We start from the raw sequence: 19550 nt of genomic DNA, 5'->3' as shown, positions 1-19550 counted from the left end.
CTGCGGAGCCAAGAGTCCGAGGCGGTTGCGGAACAGCATCGACTGTCCCGCAACCGCCTCGTTCGTGTTCTGCGCGAAGACGATCCGGTTCTGTGGACCTACCCGCGACTCGCGGCGGCCGTTGGCTGCTCGACCGAGCTGATCGCGGCGATCGTCAAAGGCCGTGTGCCGTAGCGCATGCGTGCCATCAGTCGGACTCCTTCCGCTGGCGATCGATGGGTATGACATCCTTCGCTTTGAGCTTGGCGCGACGGCCGTCGGGGTGCCACCACACAACGCCCTCCATGTGGTCGATCGCCCACTGATGAGTGAGCGCGTCGGCCATCTCGTCGAATGTCCGTGGGAATGTAGGCAGTTCGGTGGTGCCGTGCGGGATGAGTAGATGCCAAGGGGTGTTTCGCGGGTTCCCGTTGATCTTCGGGCCGACTAGTTCGTAGGTTCGCCCGCGAATAGATCCGTTGTACACGTGCGTCAATGCTTCGGAGTGGAACTTCGCGAACGGCGACTGTTCGACTGGCTCCCAGCCGACGCGCTTGCCGGTCACCTCGTCGGCGTCGACCGCAATCCAGTTGTCCGGTGGCGTCTTCCCTGGCTTCACCTCACGACGAGCCCACCAGCGGCCGTCAGCGTCAAGCATGGTGCAGGTGCCGTCCCACTTCACCGTGGCGACGCCTTCACCGTCGAGCACCCACTGGCACTCGGGATTGACCTCGGGGATCACGCGAGCGTGATTCTCGGGGTCACGGAGAAAGACGGTCGGAATCTTCTTCATCGGATCTCCTCTCCGATCGTCTTGAGGACGCGTTCGGCAAACTCGAAGGCGACCACTTCTTCGTCGTAACTCTCCCGGCATTCACGAGCGGGTTCAGCGAGATCTGCGAGGCTGCCGAGAATTGCGGACACCGCTTCGTTTATGTCAATCGCCCAGCTTCGCAAGACGTCTACGTCCATTGAGGGTCGGTACTCGCCGTGTAGTTCACGCACGCGAGTCAAGTGGTCGCTCATTGGCTTTTCCTTCTTGAAGGGAGGTGACCCCCGGACTGCCGTAGCGGTCCGGGGGTAGCGGCTAGCAGGCGTATTCGTCCTCGGCGTACATGACGTTCACTTTGTCCCACCAGTCCTTGAGGATCTGGTCGGACTTCGCGAGAGCCTCGGTCTCGTTCTCGGCCATGACGACTACTTCGGCGCCGTGGTCGTCGGTGGGGATTCGGTAGGGCTTCATGGTCTCGGGCCTTTCGTTGTTGGTACCTATAGTCTAACCCACTAGACGTTCAGTGTCTAGTGGGTTAGACGAACTAGCGAGACTGAGATGCCGCCTCGCGCAGCGCTGTTCGGTATCCGTCGTCGTAAGCCACGTCATCCTCGGCGTCTGGAGTGACGCCGAGCAACTTCTCGGCGAAGGGCGCGACGAGTGGTCCGGGGAGTCTGCTGATGTCCTCGACGCCGGCGAGATAGCCCTCGACGTAATCGATCTGCGCGCTCACGGTGCCTCCTTGGTGCTTGGTCGTTGTTGGCAGATCGGAACAGTACGCCGAGTCGAAGGTAATCAGTTGTGCTTCAGTCTCTTTGGATGACTCTGCCGATTACGCAGTGCGCGGACATCGGCCAGGACGTAGACGGCGGGATCTCGACTGTCGACGGCGACCTCGACGACTCGGCCGTCGTGCAGATATCCCGACACCGGGAGATCTCCGGTCCGGCGCCATTCGTAGAAGGTCGACCGCGACACCGGTTCTCCGAGTTCTCGCATCAGGTCGAGGATCTCGCGCATAGTCCAGCGGTAATAGCCGACGCTGTCGAGGAGTTCTCGCTCGAGGTCTTCGACTCGGTAGGTCTGCTCGCACCGCGAACACACGACGTAGTCGTCGCCACGGCGGCCGTAGAGCGGGACGCCGCAGATGGTCGGACGGTCTTTCGCGTCCTTCCCGGTGACCGTCGGACACGGACCGCGATAGGCCGGCGGCACCGGACGATTGATCAGGTTCACCCCGCGCGAGTACGCGTCCTCCATCCGCGCGACGAAGCGTCCGGCGCCGGAGATGGTCGACACCGTCTGGGTGCGTCGCTCGATCCAGCGCAGCATCTCGACTGTCGACCACGTCGGCAGTTCCATCGCGGTAGGCCGAGCGCGGCGCTGACCTTCGCGGAGCGGGCCGATAAACCACCAGGTGACATATCCCGGCCGCAGCGGGACTTCGCGGCGTGCGAGTGACATGGCCATGATCTCGACGCGGAGCTTCTTGTCGAGTCGCTGACGCCACTTCGTGGCTCCGTCGTTCCACGGCACCGGCGACTCGTTGGCGACGTCGTCGGAGCGGACAGTCGGCGCCGCCGGTGGTCCGAAGTTGCGGATGCCGGCGGCCGTCTCGGTGATGCGTTCCGAGCACCACTCCAGATTGCGCAGTGTGTCTCGCAGACCGCGCGCACACCGCGAACACAGCGGAGTGTCAATCGATGGGCCAGCACACTTCTCGCAGCGCGGCTGATCGGCGTGCTTCATCGGCGTCCTCCTACGGTGATGGGTGTACGAACCTCGAGTTCGAAGTAGCGGTCGACGGATGCCGCGATGTGCCGGGCGAGTGCGTCCGGTCCCGGCTTCGCGTTGCCCGCCATGAAGTCCCGGATCGCGACGTCGACCGCGCGGACCAGCAGGGTGCGGTTGCGCGGCGGTGTCACGACAGAGCCAGCACTCGCCGTGATTCGCCTGCGACACCGCCCATGCGGCCCTGCACCCAGCCGTAGATCCCACAGTCGGGGCAGCGTAGGTTCTTCCAGCCTTGACTCAGGCGGCTCGCTGCCATCTCGCTTGCGTCGCCGTAGCCGACCGGGAGCGGCCAGTCGTGCAGCGGATTCGGGCACTCCTCGCGCGGGTCGAGGGAGTGGTAGGCACCTCCGCAGACGTAGACCGCCTTCTGTCGAGCCATCAGACCTCCCTCAGCTTCGAGGCGATCTCGGCGGCCTGCCAGCCGTCGCGCTGACCCCGCTTGTACTCGTGGCGTAACCACTCGGACATCTCTCGCATCGACAACGTCAGCGACATCATCCGAGATCCGTTCCGACGCACCGCACCCGTTGGTGCGCAACGCATCGCCCGACGGCTGATGTGCTGTCGGTTGTTGCCGACGCGCGGCATCTGCACCCAGAACCCACGATGTTCGACTCGATCGAACTCTGGTGTTACGCGTCGCCAGTCGAGGACGCGATCCGGTGTGTGGTCATGGTCGGGCATCTTCGGTCTCCTCCTTGGTGGTTGGAACGATCACACGACGTCCCAACACTTTTGACGCGAATGTCTCGCCCGTTCGCTCGGCGTACTGCAGGTAGTCGATGAACCGCTGGAAGAACTCGACGGCGTCTCGAGCGCGGCCGAGCAGCGTGTTACACGGCCGACACAGCAACCCGCGCACCTCGCCGGTGCGGTGATCGTGGTCCACGGAAAGCCTCCGCGTCTTCCCGGTCGCACGGCGGCACGCGTAGCAGCGGCCACCCTGCGCCAGGTAGAGCCGCTCGTACTCGCCAGGCAGTAGTCCGTAGACCTTCGTGGCCCTGTTCTCGGCCATTGCCGCCTTGCGCGACCTCAGCTTTTCTCGATGGTGGGTGGTACAGCGTGGGCCCGGCAGTAGGTTTCCCTTCTGGTCGACTCGCAACGGGCGCAACTTCTTCGGTTCCGTCGGCATACCTTCGCGGAAGCAGTCGATGCACATGTCTCGAGGTCTGCGCTCGTTCATCACCACTCCCCCTCGACGGAGATGAACTCATGACCCAGCGTCTTTCCGCAATCCCGACAACGACGGATGCGCAGGAGAAGTCCAGGACTCGACCACCATTCCCGGCGTAGGTGAATCCCGAACAGACACAACGGATTCTTCATCGCCGCCCTCCTCGCCGCACAGACACCGACACCAAGAGTGAACGGAGATCTGACTCCGACATCTCCCGGGCGTCCGAGATGTAAACGCCATCGAAATAGTGCCCGCGACACATCATCCCGGCGGTTCGCGAGGTCATGCCGACCAGTTCGGCGTCTCGATGCCGCACGAACTGATCCGAGAGCTTCACCGGCAGTCCGGTGTCCTCGCGAACCCGTTGGGCGACCTCTCGCAGGAGGTAGTACCGCTCGCCCGAGTCGCCGCAGACCACGCCGACGTGTCGGCCGTCTATCAGGTGCTGCGCCAACAGAGCAACGATTTCGTCTTCACCTCGTAGGGTGTTGTCGAGCTTGAGCTCGGTGTAGGTGCTCACCACTTGCCTCCTGCCGGCGATACATTCCCGAACGGGTCTGACGGTTCGACGACGCCTCGATTCACCGCGTCGAACCAATCGGCCACCCAGGCAACATCTCCCATCGCGGTGTGCCGCGCGTAGGTGTCCGGCTCGACGCCGACTTTGCGCGAGAGCCAGTGCGACGACGGACGGCCGGGAATCTCTTCGCCGACCGCGACCAGCGCGCCGACGGTCATCGCCTCGATGTCGAGGAGGTGATAGCTCCACGACGGACGAAGACCGTTGGCCCACAGCAGCGCGGCAGTGAGCCGGGTGTCGAAGGCGGGATTGGCGCCGACCCACGTTGCGCCGTCGAGGAACTCGCGAATGAGGTACGCAGCCGCCGTCTTTGTCACCGGCGACGCGGTCACCGAGTACCGCGACCGGTAGTCGTCGAGGAATCGGTCGGGCAGCGCCACGGCCTTCTCCACGTCGTGCTCGATGTGCAGCAGGAGTTCGGCGGTCGTTCCGTCGAGGTTGCGCCGGAGCGCGGCGAACTCCCAGATCTCGTCGTCGAAGTCGAGGCCGGTGGTCTCGGTGTCGACAAACGCCAGCGTCGTGCGGATCATTGCAACTCGCTTTCGAGCCACACGATGGTGTCGCAATACTCGCTCCGCTCGACGCGAGCCAGCTTGATCGGTTTGCCAAGCTCCCGAGCGAACTCTATTTCGGCCGTCGTGGATTCACCGAAGTAGAGGTCGAGGGAATCCGACACCATGACGTGATCAGTGAAGTCGGTGACTACCACAACTAGGTCGGACATGCCGATCTTCGTCCGATGCATCCGATCTAAATCCCCGTCGGCAATGGGTGTGGCGTTCAGGTGGATCGCGTCGGGGTCGTAGGTTCGGCCATCACGCTGCGACAACGTTTTGACGCGAGAATGAACCGCCCAGCTGTTGTCACACTTTCGAGTGAAGGGCATCAGGACGATAGCGCCTTGCCGGGTCAGTTCATCGGCAACGGTGAGCATCTGGCGGTACAGCTTCATCGTGCCGCAGATGGTGACGATGGGGTAGGTCATTCTCTTTCCCTTCCTAGTACGGCGGTTCGCCGTCAAACTTGTTGTCTTGTTTCGTTGTTGCGACCATCGGCCGCCGGTGCGCGAACTCGATGGGGTCGGCATTGCACTGGTGATCTCGGTGCACGGTGGCCGTCGGCGGCGAGTTCTCGGTCGGCAGTCCCCGCTTCCACTTCTCTGCCGAGGTCACCGTGAACAGGTCGTGACCGGCGGCGAGCGCGGTGGCTGCGCCGGCCTGGGTGAGCGGATCGGTGTCGAGGCTGCAGGACTGCGCCTCGTGGTATCCACGCAGAACCATGACGCCGCAACGGCATCGAACGATGTCCAGCGGAGTCGACGCTGCCGTGCGGCTCGGTCGTCGGACCTTCTTCGGAGGTGCTGGCAGGCTGATCGCTCCGCCGCCGTGGTGCACGATGACCCCGGCCGAGTGCATCGCCTTGAGCGCGGCGAGAACGGCGATCCGTTGCGTGCGACCGTGACCGTCGAGGACTCCGTTCGAGAGGAGCACCGGCGGTTCGGCTTTCGGCGTCGGCGGTCGCAGCTTCCCGAGCAGATCCTGACCGATGGTCAGCGCCATCTCGGGTTGCTCGCCGAAGAACGACTCCCAGAACTCCGGGTTCAGACCTTCCATTTCGCCGTTCCCGTCTCTCGGTCGAGCTCGACCATGCTCGTTGCGGCGAGATGCGCGACCGCGTCTTCGATCTGGTCGCGCAAGTCCGACCGCGCGCTGCGCTTGATGACCACGACCTCGACCGGACCGTCGGCCTTGCTGAGCTTGCGGGCGGCGAACTTGATGGCTCGCTGGAGTCGCCGATCCCAGACGACGTCGTCGGCCGCGACCCGCGCGATGCCCTGGCTGCGACCCTTCTCGGTGGCCTCACGCTCGAACTCGTCAGCGAGGAGCGCGGCGACCTTCGCTCGCTCGAAGTCGCTGATCCCCATGACGATCTCCGATAGCTCCCAGTCGTCCGAGCGCACGGTGGTACGTCCATCGAGAGCGGCGAGCGCGACCATCACCTTCTCCCGGGTGAAGAGCGCGTGGCCGTCGAGCGCGCCGTCATGCCCCTGCATACGGGTCACTCGGGCGTCGAGGATGGTGTCGGCCGCGACGTCGGGGATGCTGATCGATCGAGCCTGTCCACCCCACTCGGCCTCTTCGGGCACGTACACCGGCGACGGCAGCGGCGGCCGGTCGCGGCTGATGCGCGGATCGGTGGCCGGCATCCACAGGAACCTCTGAGGCGTGCCGCCGTCCGCGTCGTCGAGCAACGGCCGCGCACGTCCCGGCTGGACACCGAGAACCATGGTCATGCGGTAGCTGTGCGATCCCAGCCCGATGCGCCGAGTCGGATCGGCGTAGGAGAACGAGATGTCTTCGCCGGAGTAGGCGTTGCGGAGCTTGCTCAGGATGGTCGACCCGGTCCGCGCGCCGACGGCGATCAGCGTGTCGACCTCGGGCACCGAGAACAGCACCGAGTTGTGGTCTCGCACCAGCTCTCGGCGTTCCATGTGCGCGTACTGATGCACCAGTCCCTCGCCCGAGCCCGCCGGCGCGATCTTCAGATCCGGCAACGGGAGGAGGTCGGCTGCGGCGCCCTCCGCCGCGCCCTTGCCGCCGCCGGAGGGCCCGACGAGTGCGACGAACAGATTCAGGCTGCCCCGGCCACCGATGAGCGGAGGCAGCGTAATCCACGGCGGCACCTGCGCGAGCGCGCGGGCGAGGCACACACCGAGGACCGCCCACGGGGACGTCATGCGGGCCAGTGCGGCGAGGTAGATGTCGGTCAGCACGGGTCGTGCGTTCCAGAATCCGGCCTCGAGGTCGACGAGTTCGGCGGTGCGTGCCTCGACCGGGTCGGCGGGTTCGTCGTCGACGACCACCGAGATGGCTGGCTCCGGCTCTGCGACAGCCGATTCCACATCCGCTCGAAACGCTCCGGCGTCGACGCCGGCCTCCTCGAGCTCAGCGGCGATCGTCTCGGCTGCCGCTTCCACCACCGAGACGTCGACCGAAGGTGTCGCCGCGATCAGCGCGTGCCCGCGCGGATTGGTGATCATCCGATCGAACTCGGCGTGGGCCTCGTTGGCGGGGCGGCTATCTCGCACGGCGACGACGTAGACCTTGCGGAGTGCGTCGAGCGCCGCGACCACGCCGCTGTAGCGCTGCTCGGAGAGCCGCATCAGCTTCAGGACGTTGTCGCGAGTGGTGTCGAATCGTGAGCTTGGATGCTCGGTGAGGTCGTTGACCGACTCCCGCAGCTTCTCCTCGACGACCGGCTCCATCGGCCCGGTAGTGAGGTTGCCGAGCGCGGCCTTGACGTCGACCGAACCGACCTCGGTGTCGGACCCTTCCGCGAGCGCGTCGGCCCAGATCGGCGGCAGTTCGGGCAGCTCTGTCGGGGCCGGGATCGCAGTCTCGGTCCACGTCTCGGAGTCGAGCCACCGATACGCACCGCCCGTCTCGGGATGGATCGACGGATAGACGATGGCGTAGCGGTGACCGTGCCGCACGATCTCGATGTCGCCGAGATGCTCGTCGAAGCGGATGATCGACCGCCGGGCCGACATCCCCGGCGGCATCCGGTAGAACCGAATGCCACTGACCATATCGTCACGTGACGTCGAGATGACCGTGTGAGGCAGTACGCCCCAACGGTTCTGGGCCTCGTCGAACGTCGCGCCGCCACGCTTGGTGCCGTACGCGTCGACGTCGATGCCCACAACCTCGACCGGCACACGCAGCAGTGTGTTGTGCCCGCTCGGGTACATCGCCTTCCACTGGTCGACGTCGGCGTAGGAGGGCATCGGCGCGGTGCCGCCGGTGAATCCGTCGGGCGGTGGCCACTTCTTCCCGGGCCGGGTCACCGGCATGCAACCTCTCCAGTTCAGCGACCAGTACAGATCGGCGACATCTGCATAGCCCATGACGCGGCCCAAGCTGTCTGGCATCACCCCTTTCTCCTTTCTCGATATGCCGCACCATTAATCGCCAAGCACTTACGGCAGTACCTCCCACTTGCGCAGTAATACGTGTTCTCGTCGTCGTAAGGGTGCCCCCGCCGACAATGGGTGCGCCGAGGCTTCTTGCGCGCTTCTCTAAGCGTGCGGCGGCGGTCCTTCGCACAGATGCGACACTCACCTCGTCGGTTAGATCGGCAAATCCTCGCCCCCGGAAGAGACAAATTATGTCCGCGTGAACACTCTTCTTTCAGCTGGAATCGGGTCTCAACACCTCCTCGTATGCGACCCTTGCGTTTCGCATCTGCCGAGTTCTCCTTCGGGGAGCCCACAAACAGATGTGCTGGATTGACGCAAGGCGGGTTATCGCACGTGTGACAGACGAATCGCCACCTTCCGAGGGTGATTCCAAGGTTCAGCATCAGCGACAATCTGTGCGCTCCAACGGTTCTGCCGTCGACATGGAAGTGGCCATATCCAGTATCACTGCGAGCACCCATCCACTCCCAGCACTCGTCCGGGTCTCGGATTTGGACTCGAGACACAAATGCCTCCAGTCGATCGGCAGGCATCCAGGAGCCCAGGTTCCAGTAGAGGTCGGCGGCGTCGGCGTAACCCGGAGCCGGGGTCTGGTCCGGCATCACGCCCGTACCGCAATCGGGTAGAGGATCTGCATCGCATGAAGCGCCTGCGCTGGAACGACGCCGTTACCAAGGGCCTTCAGCTCCTCGTTGCGGGACAACCCGACTCCGGTGACATGCCCGTCGGAAAGCATCATCATCCACTCCGCGAACCGCGACGACAGGCGCGGGTTTCCGTTGCGATTCGGCTCGGTCGGCGGTGGAACGGGACGACCGCAGGCGAGTTCGGCGCGACGGATTGCGGGCTCGTAGTCGCCCCAGTCGGTGGCCACCTCCAGCGCGTAGTCGATGAGCTGACGCGAGTGACCTTGACGGCGAGCAGGTTCCTGCCCACCCCCTGTGCCGTCTGCGGCACAGGGGGTGGGCAGGAGCGCCGCGCTGCGCAGGTCCAATCCTCCGTCACCGTGGACGCCGGCGCCGTTGGTATCGCTCGCGCGTGGCGTCGGAAGGAGCGCGCCCACCGCGCCGAGTGAAGGGGACCGACGCTCGCGCTCGGCCGGGCTGCTGTTGTGCTTGTGATCGGTCTGTTTCGGCGTCGGCAGCAAGTTCAACTTCGTGAGCGCGTCAGTGATGGTGTCGCCAACGTGAACGCCATCGAACGACTTCCGATTTGCTGTCGAGTTCCTCGACGACGCAGCGTCTTTCACGGTCAGTGTGGGCAGGAGCCGAGCCGTCCCTCCGTCGCCGCCTTCGCCACTCCCGGCAACAGGAGTTCGTCCGACCGGCTGCCCGAACGCGTCAGATGTCCGCCCATCCCATCCGCCACGCTCGGTGTCGGCAGGAGTGGCGAGGATGAAGACGCGTTCGCGTCGGTGGCAGGCCCCGACGTCGGCAGCGGCAATAGTTGTCCACTGCGCGTCATACCCGAGATCGGAAAGGTCTCCGAGTACGGCACCGAGTGCTCGGAGAGGAGACTGTGTTGCGCTGTCTCCCATACCATCCGGTTCGGATTCCACTGGGCGATGGGCTGCGGCCGATAGGAGTCCTCGGACATTCTCGATCACCACGATTCGGGGCTTGAGCTGATTGATGGCTTCGGCGAAGTGGGACCACAGACCGGAACGAGTGCCTTCCCGGATGCCCGCGCGACGCCCGGCGGCTGAGACATCCTGGCAGGGGAAGCCGCCGCACAGGATGTCCACAGGCTCAACGGCACTCCAGTCGATGGATGTGATGTCGCCGTGGTTGGGGATGTTGGGCCAGTGGTGGTCGAGGATCCGGCTCGGCGCCGAGTCGAACTCGACAAACCATGCGGTGCGCGAGCCGAAGTAGGCGTTCACCGCCATGGAGAGGCCGCCGTAGCCGCTGAACAGACAGCCGACGACGACGTCAGCCGACTCTCGGTAGATCATTGCTCTCACTTTCGGCGTCCAGGCCGGCAGCCTGGAGAACGGTACTGATGGCCGCGATCTCGGCTCGGTCGTACTGCGTGCCGCGATAGCGCGGGTCCGCTTCCTCAACCTTGGCGACGAGGTACGCCTTGCGTCGGCGTAGCGTCTCGGCCGCCTGCTCGAGGTCTTTCCTGGTCACGACGACGATCCCCCGAATCCGCGCCCCGACAACGGGATGAACGGCTCGACCGGGGTCGAATCGATTCCCGGATTTGGCCACAGCATGAACCGCTGCACCCAGTCGGCGAACGCGGCGTCACTCAATCCATCGCCGGGCGTCGGATCGTCGCTGTGCTCGGCGAGGGCGATGAACAACCGCTGGGCGAATCGCTGCTGCAGGCCGTCGGTCGACATATCCTCGGCAAGATCCCGGCACCGTTGCAGCTTCGTCAGTGCGATAGCCAGGCGCGATCCGAGAGCGCGGGTCAGCCTGTCGAGATCCTCGAAATCCTCGATCATCTTCTCGATGACCTGGATGGCACGCTCCTCGACGTCGGTGTCGTACTGTCCCCAGTCCTCGGAGACGAACGCCTTCGCGTCGTGCAACGCGCTCACGCCGCCTCCTTGACCATGACACGCGCCGCTTCTCGCATCTCGTCGACCCAGCCACGAGCCAGGACGAAGAAGAAGACGGCTCGGGCCGACTGCGCTCCGTAAGCCTCGGCCTCGTGCAGCGCAACCTGGTTCGCCCGGATCTGGACGATCTCGGAAACGACGATGCGAGAACCGTTGCGGTACTCCCGAACGACTTCGCCGCCGTAGACCTCCTCGGTACTGACGATGGTCGCGGCGTTGGCGAAGTGGTCCTCTAGATACCAGAGCGCCTTCTCGAGGTCCTCGGTGCCGTTCTTCAGATCGGCCCGCCAGATGTACTTGACGGCGTTACCGATGTCGAACGACAGGTGTCGGGTGATCTCGATGCATTCGACACCCGAGGGATGCGCGGTGTAGTGAGCGGGGTGGTTGACGGCGTCGTGAGTCTCGTTGTCGCTCATGCCAGAAGTCCTTCGTAGCTCTCGCCGGCGGTGACCCAGTCCTCGCGATAGACGATGTCCGTCTCGATGCCGAGGGAGCGCCACAGCCGGATGATCGACGGCCGGTCATCGATGGCGCCGACGATCTCGTAGTCGTACTCGCCGACGAGCGTCGAGTAGATCTCCTTCTTGACGACCGTGTCCGGCCGGTGGTCGTTGTCGGGTCGCATCCACGGTCCGATGTACGGGCGGTCCATCCACGTTTTGAGCCACGCCTCGGTGCCTTCGCGGTAGCGCTCGCCGCGTCCGGTGACGACGAGCAGGTCGAGACCCGCGTCGTAGTGCATCCGGCACCACTCCATCGTGCGCTCGACCGGAGGACAGTCGAACGCCGCCTTGTGGAACGCGTCGAAATCTTTGGTCACGCCCGGAGTGGTGATGTGGTGCAACGCATCCGAGACGTCGGCGAGAGTTCCGTCGACATCCACGATCACGGCCTTCTTCTTCATTCGCTTCTCTTTCTGTTTCGTCGGCAGTTGGGGTGGTGGCCGCCCATGCTCGGGACGTGCCACTCGCACCAGGCGCACCGGTGGTGATGCTCGCGCTCCTGCGGGGTGAAGATCATCGGCCGGCCGTTCGGTCCGGTGGACCCCTTCGCCGGACCGGTCACCGCGACGGGCAGTCGGGCTGATGCCGGTCGGCGGTCATGTAACAGCTATCGCAGATTCGGGTCAGCGACTCTCCGAGTCGGAAGGGATGTGACGGCAGCTTGTGGGGACCGAGGTAGTTCGTCACACGCAAGTCATGCTCCGGCGCGCAGCGGAATCCGGAGCCCGGATGCAGCGGCCAGGTGCGGTCCATGCCATCACTCCACGCTCGCGGCGACCCGCACGGCCTCAACGAGTTTGGTTGCCGGTCGGATACGAGCGTCATCGCTGATGACCTCGAGGACGGCGCGTGACACCGGGTTGTCGTAGTCGTCGACACACGCGTTCGCGATGCGTGCGAGCGTCTCGTCTCGCTCGTCGCGGTCGGTCTCGACCATGTGCACGATCGCCTGTAGTCGATCCCGCAGGACGCCCTCCTGCTCCTCCAGGTGGGCGAAGCTGTTCACCATCGCGCATATCAGGATGGCGTCGTACAGCGCTGGCGAGTCCGAGGTCTCGGTGAATCCCGTACTGGCAACTGGATATCCGTTCGGACCGGCATAAATGCCGACATAGCCGGGGCGCCCCGGCACCGGCGACACGGCCCACAGGCCGCCGTGTGCGTGCTGCCGGATCTCGGCCATTGTCTTGGTCTTCACGATGTGCTGAGCGGCTTCGAGGATGTTGATCATTGTTCTCTCACTTTCAGTCCGGCCAGACGCCGAAGTAGCTGTCGCCCGGCACGGCGAGGGCGATCGAGGTTGGATGCAGGCGGTAAATCCACGAGCCCTGCGAAAGGGTGATCTGCACGTGATCGTCGTCGATCATCACTGTCGCACGAGATTCCGCTGTGTGCCCCACACGACCGCGACGCATATCGTCAATCATGGCCTTGGAGAACAGCATCCGAGGTGGTAGTGCGTCGACACCTGCCAGTTCTGGTAAGTCCACGCCGGCGATACATCGGATCGTCGGAGCGGACGGCACTTCTCCCCACGGCGACATCAGGACGCGCCGACCGTCGTCGGCGGTCATCCACTCGCAATCCACGGCGTCGACCATCAGCACTCCCCTGGATGCACGAGATGGCAGTCGGGGCAGACCGATTCACGACTTCGGAGCGCGGTGGGGTCGGGTTCGGAGAGGTCGGTGTTGTCCGCACGGACACACTCCGCGTGCAGGGCACGGGGATGGTCCGGAGCAAACGCGATCATGTCCTCGACGTTGATCGGCTCTCGGCACCGATCGCACCGACCCTCATAGCGAGCCGGGAACGCCGCCACCGTCATCGTCGACCACTCCGCACCGTCGGAGCCTTCCGAAGGTTCACCTTCGGCCCACTGGTCGGCTTTGCCTTCGTCGTCGCCGGAGTCTTCGGCTTGGCCGTGGTGGGCGTGGCCGGCGCGCGCTTCGTCGGTGCCGCTGGCGTGTTGGTGGTTCCAGCGTGCGCGTAGCCGCCGATGCCGGGCACATACTCGCCGGGCGGAACGTAGAACCACGTGTTCAGGCCGAACGGACTACCGCACAATGAGTCCGATACCCGTTGGTGCGTTGACCGATTCACGCACACAGCCTCGTAGGCGGGAGTCGAGGCTGCGTGCGAACAGGCGGCCAGTGGTAGCACGGCGACGGTAGCCACCGCCGCGACCGCGCGCTTCACCGGTTGTCCTTCGGGTCTCGGAGCCAGCCGGTCTTTGCGATCAAGTGAAGGGTGTAATCCGGGATGCTGCCGAAGATCTTGGGGTTCGCCACCCTCGCCCGTTCGATCAGGTCTTGGTTGTCGAGATTGTCAAGCATGTCCCGGAGGAAGCCGAGAACCTCCTTGCCGACGGTGACCTCGTAGAACTCGAGGAATTGGATCACCCAGCGAGTCTGCTCGGCCGAATACCTGTCAGGCTTCGGCAGCTCTGACTCCGGGATGAGGCGCACGGCATCCTTCGGGAGATTGAAGGTGCAATCACGGCATTCGATTAGGCGATCATTATCATCGAACACGCCGACGATTTTGAACTCACTTGGCTCGACACATCTGGCATAGAGTGCCGCTGTTGATCCGACGTATCGATCCGGTGCGTCGCCTATCCACAATTCCCTCATCACTTGCCACCGTTCGCGATAACCGCACCGCCGGGCCAGCATCCGGCCGGCGATCCGCCGTTGGCCTTGACGATGTCGAGGCACTTCGACACGAGGACGTTCGGATCGTTGTTGACCGACTGGCTCAGGATCTGGTTGGCCTGCGCCTCGGCGGCGGCCGTCTTCTGCTTCTGCTCGGCGATCCTCGTGTTGGCGACCTCGGCGTTGTAGAGGTTGAGCTTGTCCTGGGTCGACTGGTCGAAGTGGATGACCGGGATGAGGACCGATGTGACCTCGACGCGGCTACCCACGCGCTGACGGAGAAGGTTGGTCACCTGGTCGGCCAGCTTCTCATTGTCCCCACCGGCATCCTGTGCGGACTGTACCGACGCCAGCGGGTTGTACGTCGACAGAACGTCATTCAGCGCGGCGTTGGCCTCGCGGTCGATCAGGTTGTCGCGGATGTTGTCGAACGTGCGGTAGTCGAGGAACAGGCTGTCGGCGGCGTCCGGCTTGATGCGCCACTGGATCGTGTTGTCGACGGTCGCCGTCGAGTCGTTGCCGAGACGGACGGTCGTCGCGTCCTTCCCGGTGCGCTGCTCGATCTGGATGGCCCCATCGAGCTCGGTCACCGACGACCACGGCGCGACGAAGTGCAGGCCGTTACCGATGTGCCCTGTCGGCCGGCCAAAGGTCGTCACTACTCCGATGTTTCGGGTGGACACGACGGTCAGCGACGCGGCCAGCAGGATGATCGCGACGACGAGCCACAACACTACGGCCACCGAAATGGCCAGCGCTCGACTCGACATCGGCGCGGAGTCGTCGACTTTCTCCGCTCTTCCGAAGGGCACTGCGATCACCGCGAGGATTGCGAGGACCGCGAAAACAATTGCGGTGATGAATGATCCGGACATGACAGAAGTTCTCCCTTGTATGGCTGCGGACTAGTGAAGTGGTTCGAGGTCTTCGCCTCGCTCGAGGGCGTCGCACATCTCGTCGAGTTCTTCCAGGGAATTGCTTGCATGAAAGAGGATCTCGGCGTTCTCGTAGTCGAGCTGGAGTAGATCCATCGCCCGTTCTTCGATCCCCAGCGCTTCGCCGGATTCGGTGACCACCATCGATGTTGCTGCCACCCCGGAGATCGTCACCGACGTACTACCTACGCGCAGTCGATCGCCCGCCATGACGCACGCGTGACCGGCGATGCACATGGCCGTACCGCAGCCTACGGGTGCGGGTGCGGGCTTGGACGTTGGGCCGAGCTTGGGAACGTCGTCGACCGCGACGCCACCCCAGTTGCGCTGATCCCAGGTACTGGCGTCGGCGTGGATCTGGTCGAGCACTTCACGGAGGAGGTCGAGTCCGCGCGACTTCGTCACCGGCAGGCGGTGACTGTTGTTGTTACTCATGGCTTTCCTTTCAGATTGCTAGTGACTGTTGTTCGAGGCGTTGTGCGGTGATCTCGCAGAAGCGCTCCTCCTTCTCGATGCCGACGGCTCCCCGGCCGAGGTCGGCCGCCGCGCGAAGGGTGGTGCCACCGCCGGAGAACGGGTCGAGCACGACGTCGCCCGGTTGGGTGAACCACTCGACGAACTGCCGGAACATGACGATCGGCTTCGGCGTGGGGTGCCCAGTAGCCTCGGGTCGGGGAAGAACGAAGTTGCCGGCCAATCCTCCACCGCTCCAGGAGGATCGACCCTTCGCGCGGTGCATGTAGGCGATGGCCTCCCAGCCCTGCGCCGGGCGGTCGCCGGTGATCTGCGGACCCGGATTCGTCTTCACCCACACACCGACGCGCTGCACCTTGAGTCCGTGCGGCGGTATCACGTCGAACATCACGGCTTGCCGATAGTCGAGCGTGGCGACCACCCAGCCTCGAGTGACACGTCCACATTCGGCGAGCGCCTCGGCAAGGTCGTCGTCGTTGAACGACTCGAAGTCGGTGATGCCCTCTGTGATGTCTTCACCCGACAGTGAGCGGAACTTGCTGTGAGTGCGCTCCGTGTACGGCGGATCGGTGATGACGGCGGCGAAGGACTCGTCGGCTCGAGTCTCGAGGTACGGCCGACTATCGCCGTGGTACAACGTGATTCCGCGAGAATCATCGGAGTAGTAGACCTTCACGAGACCGCCTCCACCGAGGTTGCGGTGACTTCGACGAGGTTCAACTCGAGCAGTCCGTACTTGCAGTCGGTCGTATCTATGCGCACCGAGATGGTGTTGGCCGTGGTGACCGACACTGCAAGCGCGCCGAGGATGTGCCTCATGGTCTCCGGATCCGAGATCACCGTCTCGGCGGGAACGTAGACTGTCCTCTTCATTCCGACACCGCCAACTGTGCGAGCACGAACGACCACTCAAACACCGGAATGTCGCACCACAGCGCGACCTTTCGCTCGAAGCGGGCCTGACGCGATATCCACCAGTCGGTGAGCATGACGACGGAGCCGCATCCGAGCAGGGCGATCATCTGCTCGTGCCGATTGGTCGTCGGAAGCTCGGACGGTGACGTCACTCCGACGCCGTGCGACCGCAGCAACACGGCTGCCGACTCTGCGGTTGCAGCCTCTGAGTACTTCTCGGCGGTCGACGGTCCCGCGAGATACACCGATCCGTTGCCTCGCAACCATTCCGCGATGGAAGTCATTCGTCCTCCTCGAAGTCGACGCAGCCACAACCCCGATACGCGCAGTGTCCGATCTCGCTGTGGCCGGACGAGAGATGCCCGCACGATGTGCAGCGCGGAACCTCCGAGGCCGCGATACGTTCGGCCTTGCGGTAGGCACGCTCCGTGTCGCGGGACTCGGCTCGGAGTAGCTCGTGGACAAGTACCGACGAGTCGGCTCCTCCGACGCAGTGGCGGACGAGCGGGCGACGCTCCCTGTGCACCTGGACCCACGCGAAAATTCCGAACCCGAGCGCGATAAGCGCGGTAAGGAATCCGAGGAACATCGCGACGAGGAACACCCAACCGACAGTCTCGGCGGCCATCAGACTGCCGCTCCGGCTGCCGGGCGCTGTGCGCCGCCCATGACCACCACTCGATACCCGGTGCTCGGCGCGGGTCCGTCCTCGACCTCGTCGGCGTGCAACACGACCATGCGCCGGGTCGCGTCGAACGCGAGGGTGACGCGCGAACCGCCGACGGTCCGCAACGACTCGAGCAGTAGTCCCGCGTTCACGCGGAACGCGAGCGACTGGTCACCGTGCATGGTGATGTCGAACGAGTCGCGAATGGAGTCGTCGACCACGATCTCGGCGGTGTCCTCCTCGAAGTTCATGTCGATGAACGGAGCCTTCTCGGCGACCTTCGCCGCACGGTCGAGCACCTCGGCGATCTCGGCGGGATCGACGACGACCGTCGCCGCGTACTGCTTGGGCAGCAGACGTTCCCAGTTCGGAAACTGGTCGTCGAGAACCGACGACGTCGTCTCGTGGCCGGTCTCGGAGACCCCGAACACCGATTGCGCGGCGTTGGTGCGCAGTGCCGACGTCTGGGACTCCCATGTACGCGCCAGCGCCGTCAGCTGCCCGGCGGGTACCAGGAAGGCGATCGGGTCGGAATCGGCGGCCTCCGGCGTCCAGGGGACGTCGACGGTCGCCAGCCTGTGATGCGACACGGCGGTCACGGTCATCGTTCCGTCGCCAAGGCCGACCAGCTGCACGCAGTTGGTCTTCGTGCGCATCGTGCCCTCTTCGCGCTCGGCCGCGTGGCCGGCCCGAACGATGGCGTCGGCCAGCACCGAGGTCTCAACAGAGCCGACCGCGACCGGCGCGGTGGGTAGCTCCGGATAGTCCTCGACCTCAAGTGTCGGCAGGGTGAACTCCGTCGCCCCGGACGCCACGACGAGGCGTGACCCGTTGGGTGCCAGCGTGATCTCGACGTCGCGTCGGACCGGCAGCACCTTCGCGATGGTCTGGAGCAGTCGACCGGACACAGCGACGCGCTTCGGATCCTCGGTCGTCGCATCGCACTCGACTCGAGTCGACTGCTCGAAGTCGTAGGAGGACAGCCGCAGTCGCTTCTCGGTCGGCTCAAGCACAACGGCGCCGAGGATGGGGATGGCCGGGCGCCCGGGGACCGACGTCGCGACGGTGGCGACCGCCGCCGCGAACTCCTTGGGATTGACGGTGATGATCACTTCTCGTCCGTTCCCTTGAGCAGATTGACCAGCTCGTCAATCTCTGCGACGAACTCCGAGCAGGCGTTCTCCGCCTTGGTCTGCAGGGCGTCGGCGAGACCCCGCGCCTTGTTCAGTCGCTTACGCCAGGTGGTCTCGACGTCCTCGCGACCCTGGTCGTAGAACAGATCCTCGGCGAGCTTGTCGCGCCCGTCGAGCTCGTCGGCCAGCAGGGTGTCTTCGCTGTCGGTGATGACGTGCACCGTGTCTCCGACGCGCAGTTGGCCGTTGACGTCGCCCGCGTAGATCTGGCCCTCGATGACCAGGCGCCCATCGATGCCGAAGCGGATGTCCTCGACGCGGCCGGTGACCACGCCGCAGCCCTTGAAGACGTCGAACCAGTTCTGCAGTGCCTGCCGGTCGGTATCGGGCATTGTTGCCCCTTTCGGATTGAGGTAAACGGCGGCCTCGTGCTTGGCGTAGGCCGAACCAGGGAATCCGCCCATGGCGGCCATCACAGCTCCTCCAGTGCGAATGCGTTCTGCGACAGCCGATTGGCGATGATCTCGCAGTACTTCTCTTCGATCTCGACGCCGATGGCTCGGCGGCCGAGGTTGCGCGCGGCGAGGAGCGTGGACCCGCTACCCGCGAACGGCTCGGCAATGACGCCCGCCGGTGCGCGGGAGACCAGCGTCTCCATCAGTGACACCGGCTTGGGTGTGGGATGACCAACGGCCGAGGTCATCGCGCTCGGCGAGACGGTCGTCGTGATGACGCTGCCCATCCGCTTGTTCTCGCCACGCAGCCACGTGCCGAACAGGTAGATCTCCTCGTGCGAGGTACCGAATGCCGAACGAACGTCACCCATTCCGGGCCCGGCGCCGGCCTTGTTCCAGATCAGGATCTGTGCGACCGCCGCCGGCCGCTGGACCCGCCAGGTACCGAACATCGCGGCAGGCTTCGTGCCCCAGGCTGCGAGGACGTCGTCACGCGCATCGGTCGTGTTGTCCCCAGCGATGGCTCGCTCGCGAAACTCGTCGCGGCTCTGCCACTTCTGGCCCGAATTGAAGGCCATCCCATACGGCGGATCGGTGATGAGGACATCAGCCACCACCCACAGGTGGGCGAGGTCGAGGCAGTTGCCCTTGTAGAGCGTGATCAGCTCATCTTCGTAATACGGTGCGGTCATTGGTTTCTCCGGTCCTGCAGGATGCGGCGAACGTGCGCGCGGGTGACGGCTGGCGGGAGGTCATCGGCCGTGTCGAGGATCTGCACCGACTCGCCGAGGTCGCCGAGACCCTCGAGGCTCGGCGACGTCGCCAGGACGAGCCCGTCCTCGCGCACCGCGATCCATTCGTCATCGCCTTTCGGATAGGCGTAGACGACTTTCTGGTCTGTCATTGTTGGTGGCCTTTCGGGGTAGACATCCCGGCCCCACATCCCCATGTCGGGGCC

At 64.6% G+C, this 19550-nt stretch carries 33 protein-coding genes; all 33 read right to left on the bottom strand.

The features are described from left to right. Nucleotides 1–187 precede the first annotated feature (187 nt). The 33 genes from P3L18_RS04245 to P3L18_RS04085 all read right to left on the bottom strand — a co-directional run bounded on the left by P3L18_RS04245 (nucleotide 188) and on the right by P3L18_RS04085 (nucleotide 19496). A complete protein-coding gene (locus tag P3L18_RS04245) occupies nucleotides 188–772 on the bottom strand; it encodes a DUF5565 family protein (protein ID WP_276113344.1) in 585 nt (194 codons plus the stop codon). Continuing rightward, nucleotides 769–1005: a hypothetical protein gene (locus P3L18_RS04240; RefSeq protein ID WP_276113343.1), complete on the bottom strand. Its 237-nt coding sequence runs from the start codon at nucleotides 1003–1005 to the stop codon at nucleotides 769–771. Before P3L18_RS04240 ends, P3L18_RS04245 begins: the two co-directional genes overlap by 4 nt. A gap of 61 nt (nucleotides 1006–1066) precedes the next feature. Further along, a complete protein-coding gene (locus P3L18_RS04235; RefSeq protein WP_276113342.1) occupies nucleotides 1067–1222 on the bottom strand; it encodes a hypothetical protein in 156 nt (51 codons plus the stop codon). Between the two features lie 73 nt (nucleotides 1223–1295). Further along, entirely contained in the window at nucleotides 1296–1484 is a 189-nt protein-coding gene (locus P3L18_RS04230) for a hypothetical protein (protein WP_276113341.1), read from the bottom strand. A gap of 62 nt (nucleotides 1485–1546) precedes the next feature. Further along, entirely contained in the window at nucleotides 1547–2500 is a 954-nt protein-coding gene (locus tag P3L18_RS04225; protein ID WP_276113340.1) for a hypothetical protein, read from the bottom strand. After that, a complete protein-coding gene (locus P3L18_RS04220) occupies nucleotides 2497–2676 on the bottom strand; it encodes a hypothetical protein (RefSeq protein WP_276113339.1) in 180 nt (59 codons plus the stop codon). The genes P3L18_RS04225 and P3L18_RS04220 overlap by 4 nt, the downstream gene beginning before the upstream one ends. Next, the gene (locus tag P3L18_RS04215; RefSeq protein WP_276113338.1) at nucleotides 2673–2924 is read right to left on the bottom strand and encodes a hypothetical protein; all 252 of its coding nucleotides are present in this window, start codon (nucleotides 2922–2924) and stop codon (nucleotides 2673–2675) included. The genes P3L18_RS04220 and P3L18_RS04215 overlap by 4 nt, the downstream gene beginning before the upstream one ends. After that, a complete protein-coding gene (locus tag P3L18_RS04210; RefSeq protein WP_276113337.1) occupies nucleotides 2924–3229 on the bottom strand; it encodes a hypothetical protein in 306 nt (101 codons plus the stop codon). The genes P3L18_RS04215 and P3L18_RS04210 overlap by 1 nt, the downstream gene beginning before the upstream one ends. Further along, the gene (locus tag P3L18_RS04205) at nucleotides 3216–3560 is read right to left on the bottom strand and encodes an endonuclease VII domain-containing protein (RefSeq protein ID WP_276113336.1); all 345 of its coding nucleotides are present in this window, start codon (nucleotides 3558–3560) and stop codon (nucleotides 3216–3218) included. Before P3L18_RS04205 ends, P3L18_RS04210 begins: the two co-directional genes overlap by 14 nt. Before the next feature lie 167 nt (nucleotides 3561–3727). Further along, nucleotides 3728–3871: a hypothetical protein gene (locus P3L18_RS04200; protein WP_276113335.1), complete on the bottom strand. Its 144-nt coding sequence runs from the start codon at nucleotides 3869–3871 to the stop codon at nucleotides 3728–3730. Beyond that, the gene (locus P3L18_RS04195; RefSeq protein WP_276113334.1) at nucleotides 3868–4242 is read right to left on the bottom strand and encodes a hypothetical protein; all 375 of its coding nucleotides are present in this window, start codon (nucleotides 4240–4242) and stop codon (nucleotides 3868–3870) included. The genes P3L18_RS04200 and P3L18_RS04195 overlap by 4 nt, the downstream gene beginning before the upstream one ends. Then, on the bottom strand, nucleotides 4239–4832 hold the full coding sequence (locus P3L18_RS04190; RefSeq protein WP_276113333.1) for an exonuclease domain-containing protein: 594 nt from the start codon (nucleotides 4830–4832) through the stop codon (nucleotides 4239–4241). Before P3L18_RS04190 ends, P3L18_RS04195 begins: the two co-directional genes overlap by 4 nt. After that, complete coding sequence (locus P3L18_RS04185; RefSeq protein ID WP_276113332.1) at nucleotides 4829–5287, bottom strand: hypothetical protein; 459 nt, start codon at nucleotides 5285–5287, stop codon at nucleotides 4829–4831. Before P3L18_RS04185 ends, P3L18_RS04190 begins: the two co-directional genes overlap by 4 nt. 13 nt (nucleotides 5288–5300) lie before the next feature. Further along, on the bottom strand, nucleotides 5301–5915 hold the full coding sequence (locus P3L18_RS04180) for a hypothetical protein (protein WP_276113331.1): 615 nt from the start codon (nucleotides 5913–5915) through the stop codon (nucleotides 5301–5303). After that, nucleotides 5903–8233, bottom strand: a complete 2331-nt coding sequence (locus tag P3L18_RS04175) for a bifunctional DNA primase/polymerase (protein WP_276113330.1) — start codon at nucleotides 8231–8233, stop codon at nucleotides 5903–5905. The genes P3L18_RS04180 and P3L18_RS04175 overlap by 13 nt, the downstream gene beginning before the upstream one ends. Before the next feature lie 649 nt (nucleotides 8234–8882). After that, nucleotides 8883–10235 carry a DNA (cytosine-5-)-methyltransferase gene (gene dcm, locus P3L18_RS04170; RefSeq protein WP_276113329.1) on the bottom strand — a complete coding sequence of 451 codons (1353 nt, stop codon included), beginning with the start codon at nucleotides 10233–10235 and terminating at the stop codon, nucleotides 8883–8885. After that, a complete protein-coding gene (locus P3L18_RS04165; RefSeq protein WP_276113328.1) occupies nucleotides 10213–10413 on the bottom strand; it encodes a hypothetical protein in 201 nt (66 codons plus the stop codon). The genes dcm and P3L18_RS04165 overlap by 23 nt, the downstream gene beginning before the upstream one ends. Next, the gene (locus P3L18_RS04160; protein ID WP_276113327.1) at nucleotides 10410–10829 is read right to left on the bottom strand and encodes a hypothetical protein; all 420 of its coding nucleotides are present in this window, start codon (nucleotides 10827–10829) and stop codon (nucleotides 10410–10412) included. Before P3L18_RS04160 ends, P3L18_RS04165 begins: the two co-directional genes overlap by 4 nt. Next, complete coding sequence (locus P3L18_RS04155) at nucleotides 10826–11269, bottom strand: DUF3310 domain-containing protein (RefSeq protein ID WP_276113326.1); 444 nt, start codon at nucleotides 11267–11269, stop codon at nucleotides 10826–10828. The genes P3L18_RS04160 and P3L18_RS04155 overlap by 4 nt, the downstream gene beginning before the upstream one ends. Next, a complete protein-coding gene (locus tag P3L18_RS04150) occupies nucleotides 11266–11757 on the bottom strand; it encodes an HAD family acid phosphatase (RefSeq protein ID WP_276113325.1) in 492 nt (163 codons plus the stop codon). Before P3L18_RS04150 ends, P3L18_RS04155 begins: the two co-directional genes overlap by 4 nt. A 356-nt stretch (nucleotides 11758–12113) precedes the next feature. Next, nucleotides 12114–12587, bottom strand: a complete 474-nt coding sequence (locus tag P3L18_RS04145; RefSeq protein ID WP_276113324.1) for a hypothetical protein — start codon at nucleotides 12585–12587, stop codon at nucleotides 12114–12116. Nucleotides 12588–12600: 13 nt separating this feature from the next. Continuing rightward, nucleotides 12601–12957, bottom strand: a complete 357-nt coding sequence (locus P3L18_RS04140; RefSeq protein ID WP_276113323.1) for a hypothetical protein — start codon at nucleotides 12955–12957, stop codon at nucleotides 12601–12603. 594 nt (nucleotides 12958–13551) lie between these two features. Beyond that, nucleotides 13552–13992 carry a hypothetical protein gene (locus tag P3L18_RS04135; protein WP_276113322.1) on the bottom strand — a complete coding sequence of 147 codons (441 nt, stop codon included), beginning with the start codon at nucleotides 13990–13992 and terminating at the stop codon, nucleotides 13552–13554. After that, nucleotides 13992–14888, bottom strand: a complete 897-nt coding sequence (locus P3L18_RS04130; RefSeq protein ID WP_276113321.1) for an SPFH domain-containing protein — start codon at nucleotides 14886–14888, stop codon at nucleotides 13992–13994. Before P3L18_RS04130 ends, P3L18_RS04135 begins: the two co-directional genes overlap by 1 nt. Nucleotides 14889–14918: 30 nt before the next feature. Next, nucleotides 14919–15383, bottom strand: coding sequence for a hypothetical protein (locus P3L18_RS04125; protein ID WP_276113320.1), 465 nt, complete (start codon nucleotides 15381–15383; stop codon nucleotides 14919–14921). Nucleotides 15384–15393: 10 nt separating this feature from the next. Then, nucleotides 15394–16098 carry a DNA methyltransferase gene (locus P3L18_RS04120; RefSeq protein WP_276113319.1) on the bottom strand — a complete coding sequence of 235 codons (705 nt, stop codon included), beginning with the start codon at nucleotides 16096–16098 and terminating at the stop codon, nucleotides 15394–15396. Next, nucleotides 16095–16295 (bottom strand): hypothetical protein, encoded by a 201-nt coding sequence (locus tag P3L18_RS04115; protein WP_276113318.1) that lies wholly within the window; start codon nucleotides 16293–16295, stop codon nucleotides 16095–16097. The genes P3L18_RS04120 and P3L18_RS04115 overlap by 4 nt, the downstream gene beginning before the upstream one ends. Continuing rightward, nucleotides 16292–16621, bottom strand: a complete 330-nt coding sequence (locus P3L18_RS04110; RefSeq protein WP_276113317.1) for a DUF4406 domain-containing protein — start codon at nucleotides 16619–16621, stop codon at nucleotides 16292–16294. The genes P3L18_RS04115 and P3L18_RS04110 overlap by 4 nt, the downstream gene beginning before the upstream one ends. After that, nucleotides 16618–16965 (bottom strand): hypothetical protein, encoded by a 348-nt coding sequence (locus P3L18_RS04105; protein ID WP_276113316.1) that lies wholly within the window; start codon nucleotides 16963–16965, stop codon nucleotides 16618–16620. The genes P3L18_RS04110 and P3L18_RS04105 overlap by 4 nt, the downstream gene beginning before the upstream one ends. Continuing rightward, nucleotides 16965–18116, bottom strand: coding sequence for a DNA polymerase III subunit beta (gene dnaN / locus P3L18_RS04100; RefSeq protein ID WP_276113315.1), 1152 nt, complete (start codon nucleotides 18114–18116; stop codon nucleotides 16965–16967). The genes P3L18_RS04105 and dnaN overlap by 1 nt, the downstream gene beginning before the upstream one ends. Continuing rightward, nucleotides 18113–18610 carry a hypothetical protein gene (locus P3L18_RS04095; RefSeq protein WP_276113314.1) on the bottom strand — a complete coding sequence of 166 codons (498 nt, stop codon included), beginning with the start codon at nucleotides 18608–18610 and terminating at the stop codon, nucleotides 18113–18115. Before P3L18_RS04095 ends, dnaN begins: the two co-directional genes overlap by 4 nt. Continuing rightward, entirely contained in the window at nucleotides 18610–19284 is a 675-nt protein-coding gene (locus tag P3L18_RS04090) for a site-specific DNA-methyltransferase (RefSeq protein ID WP_276113313.1), read from the bottom strand. The genes P3L18_RS04095 and P3L18_RS04090 overlap by 1 nt, the downstream gene beginning before the upstream one ends. Continuing rightward, nucleotides 19281–19496 (bottom strand): hypothetical protein, encoded by a 216-nt coding sequence (locus tag P3L18_RS04085; protein WP_276113312.1) that lies wholly within the window; start codon nucleotides 19494–19496, stop codon nucleotides 19281–19283. Before P3L18_RS04085 ends, P3L18_RS04090 begins: the two co-directional genes overlap by 4 nt. Between the last annotated feature and the right edge of the window lie 54 nt (nucleotides 19497–19550).

This window comes from Gordonia sp. N1V, from assembly GCF_029269935.1.
Taxonomy (GTDB): domain Bacteria; phylum Actinomycetota; class Actinomycetes; order Mycobacteriales; family Mycobacteriaceae; genus Gordonia; species Gordonia polyisoprenivorans.
This window is presented reverse-complemented; position numbering and strand designations above follow the sequence as displayed.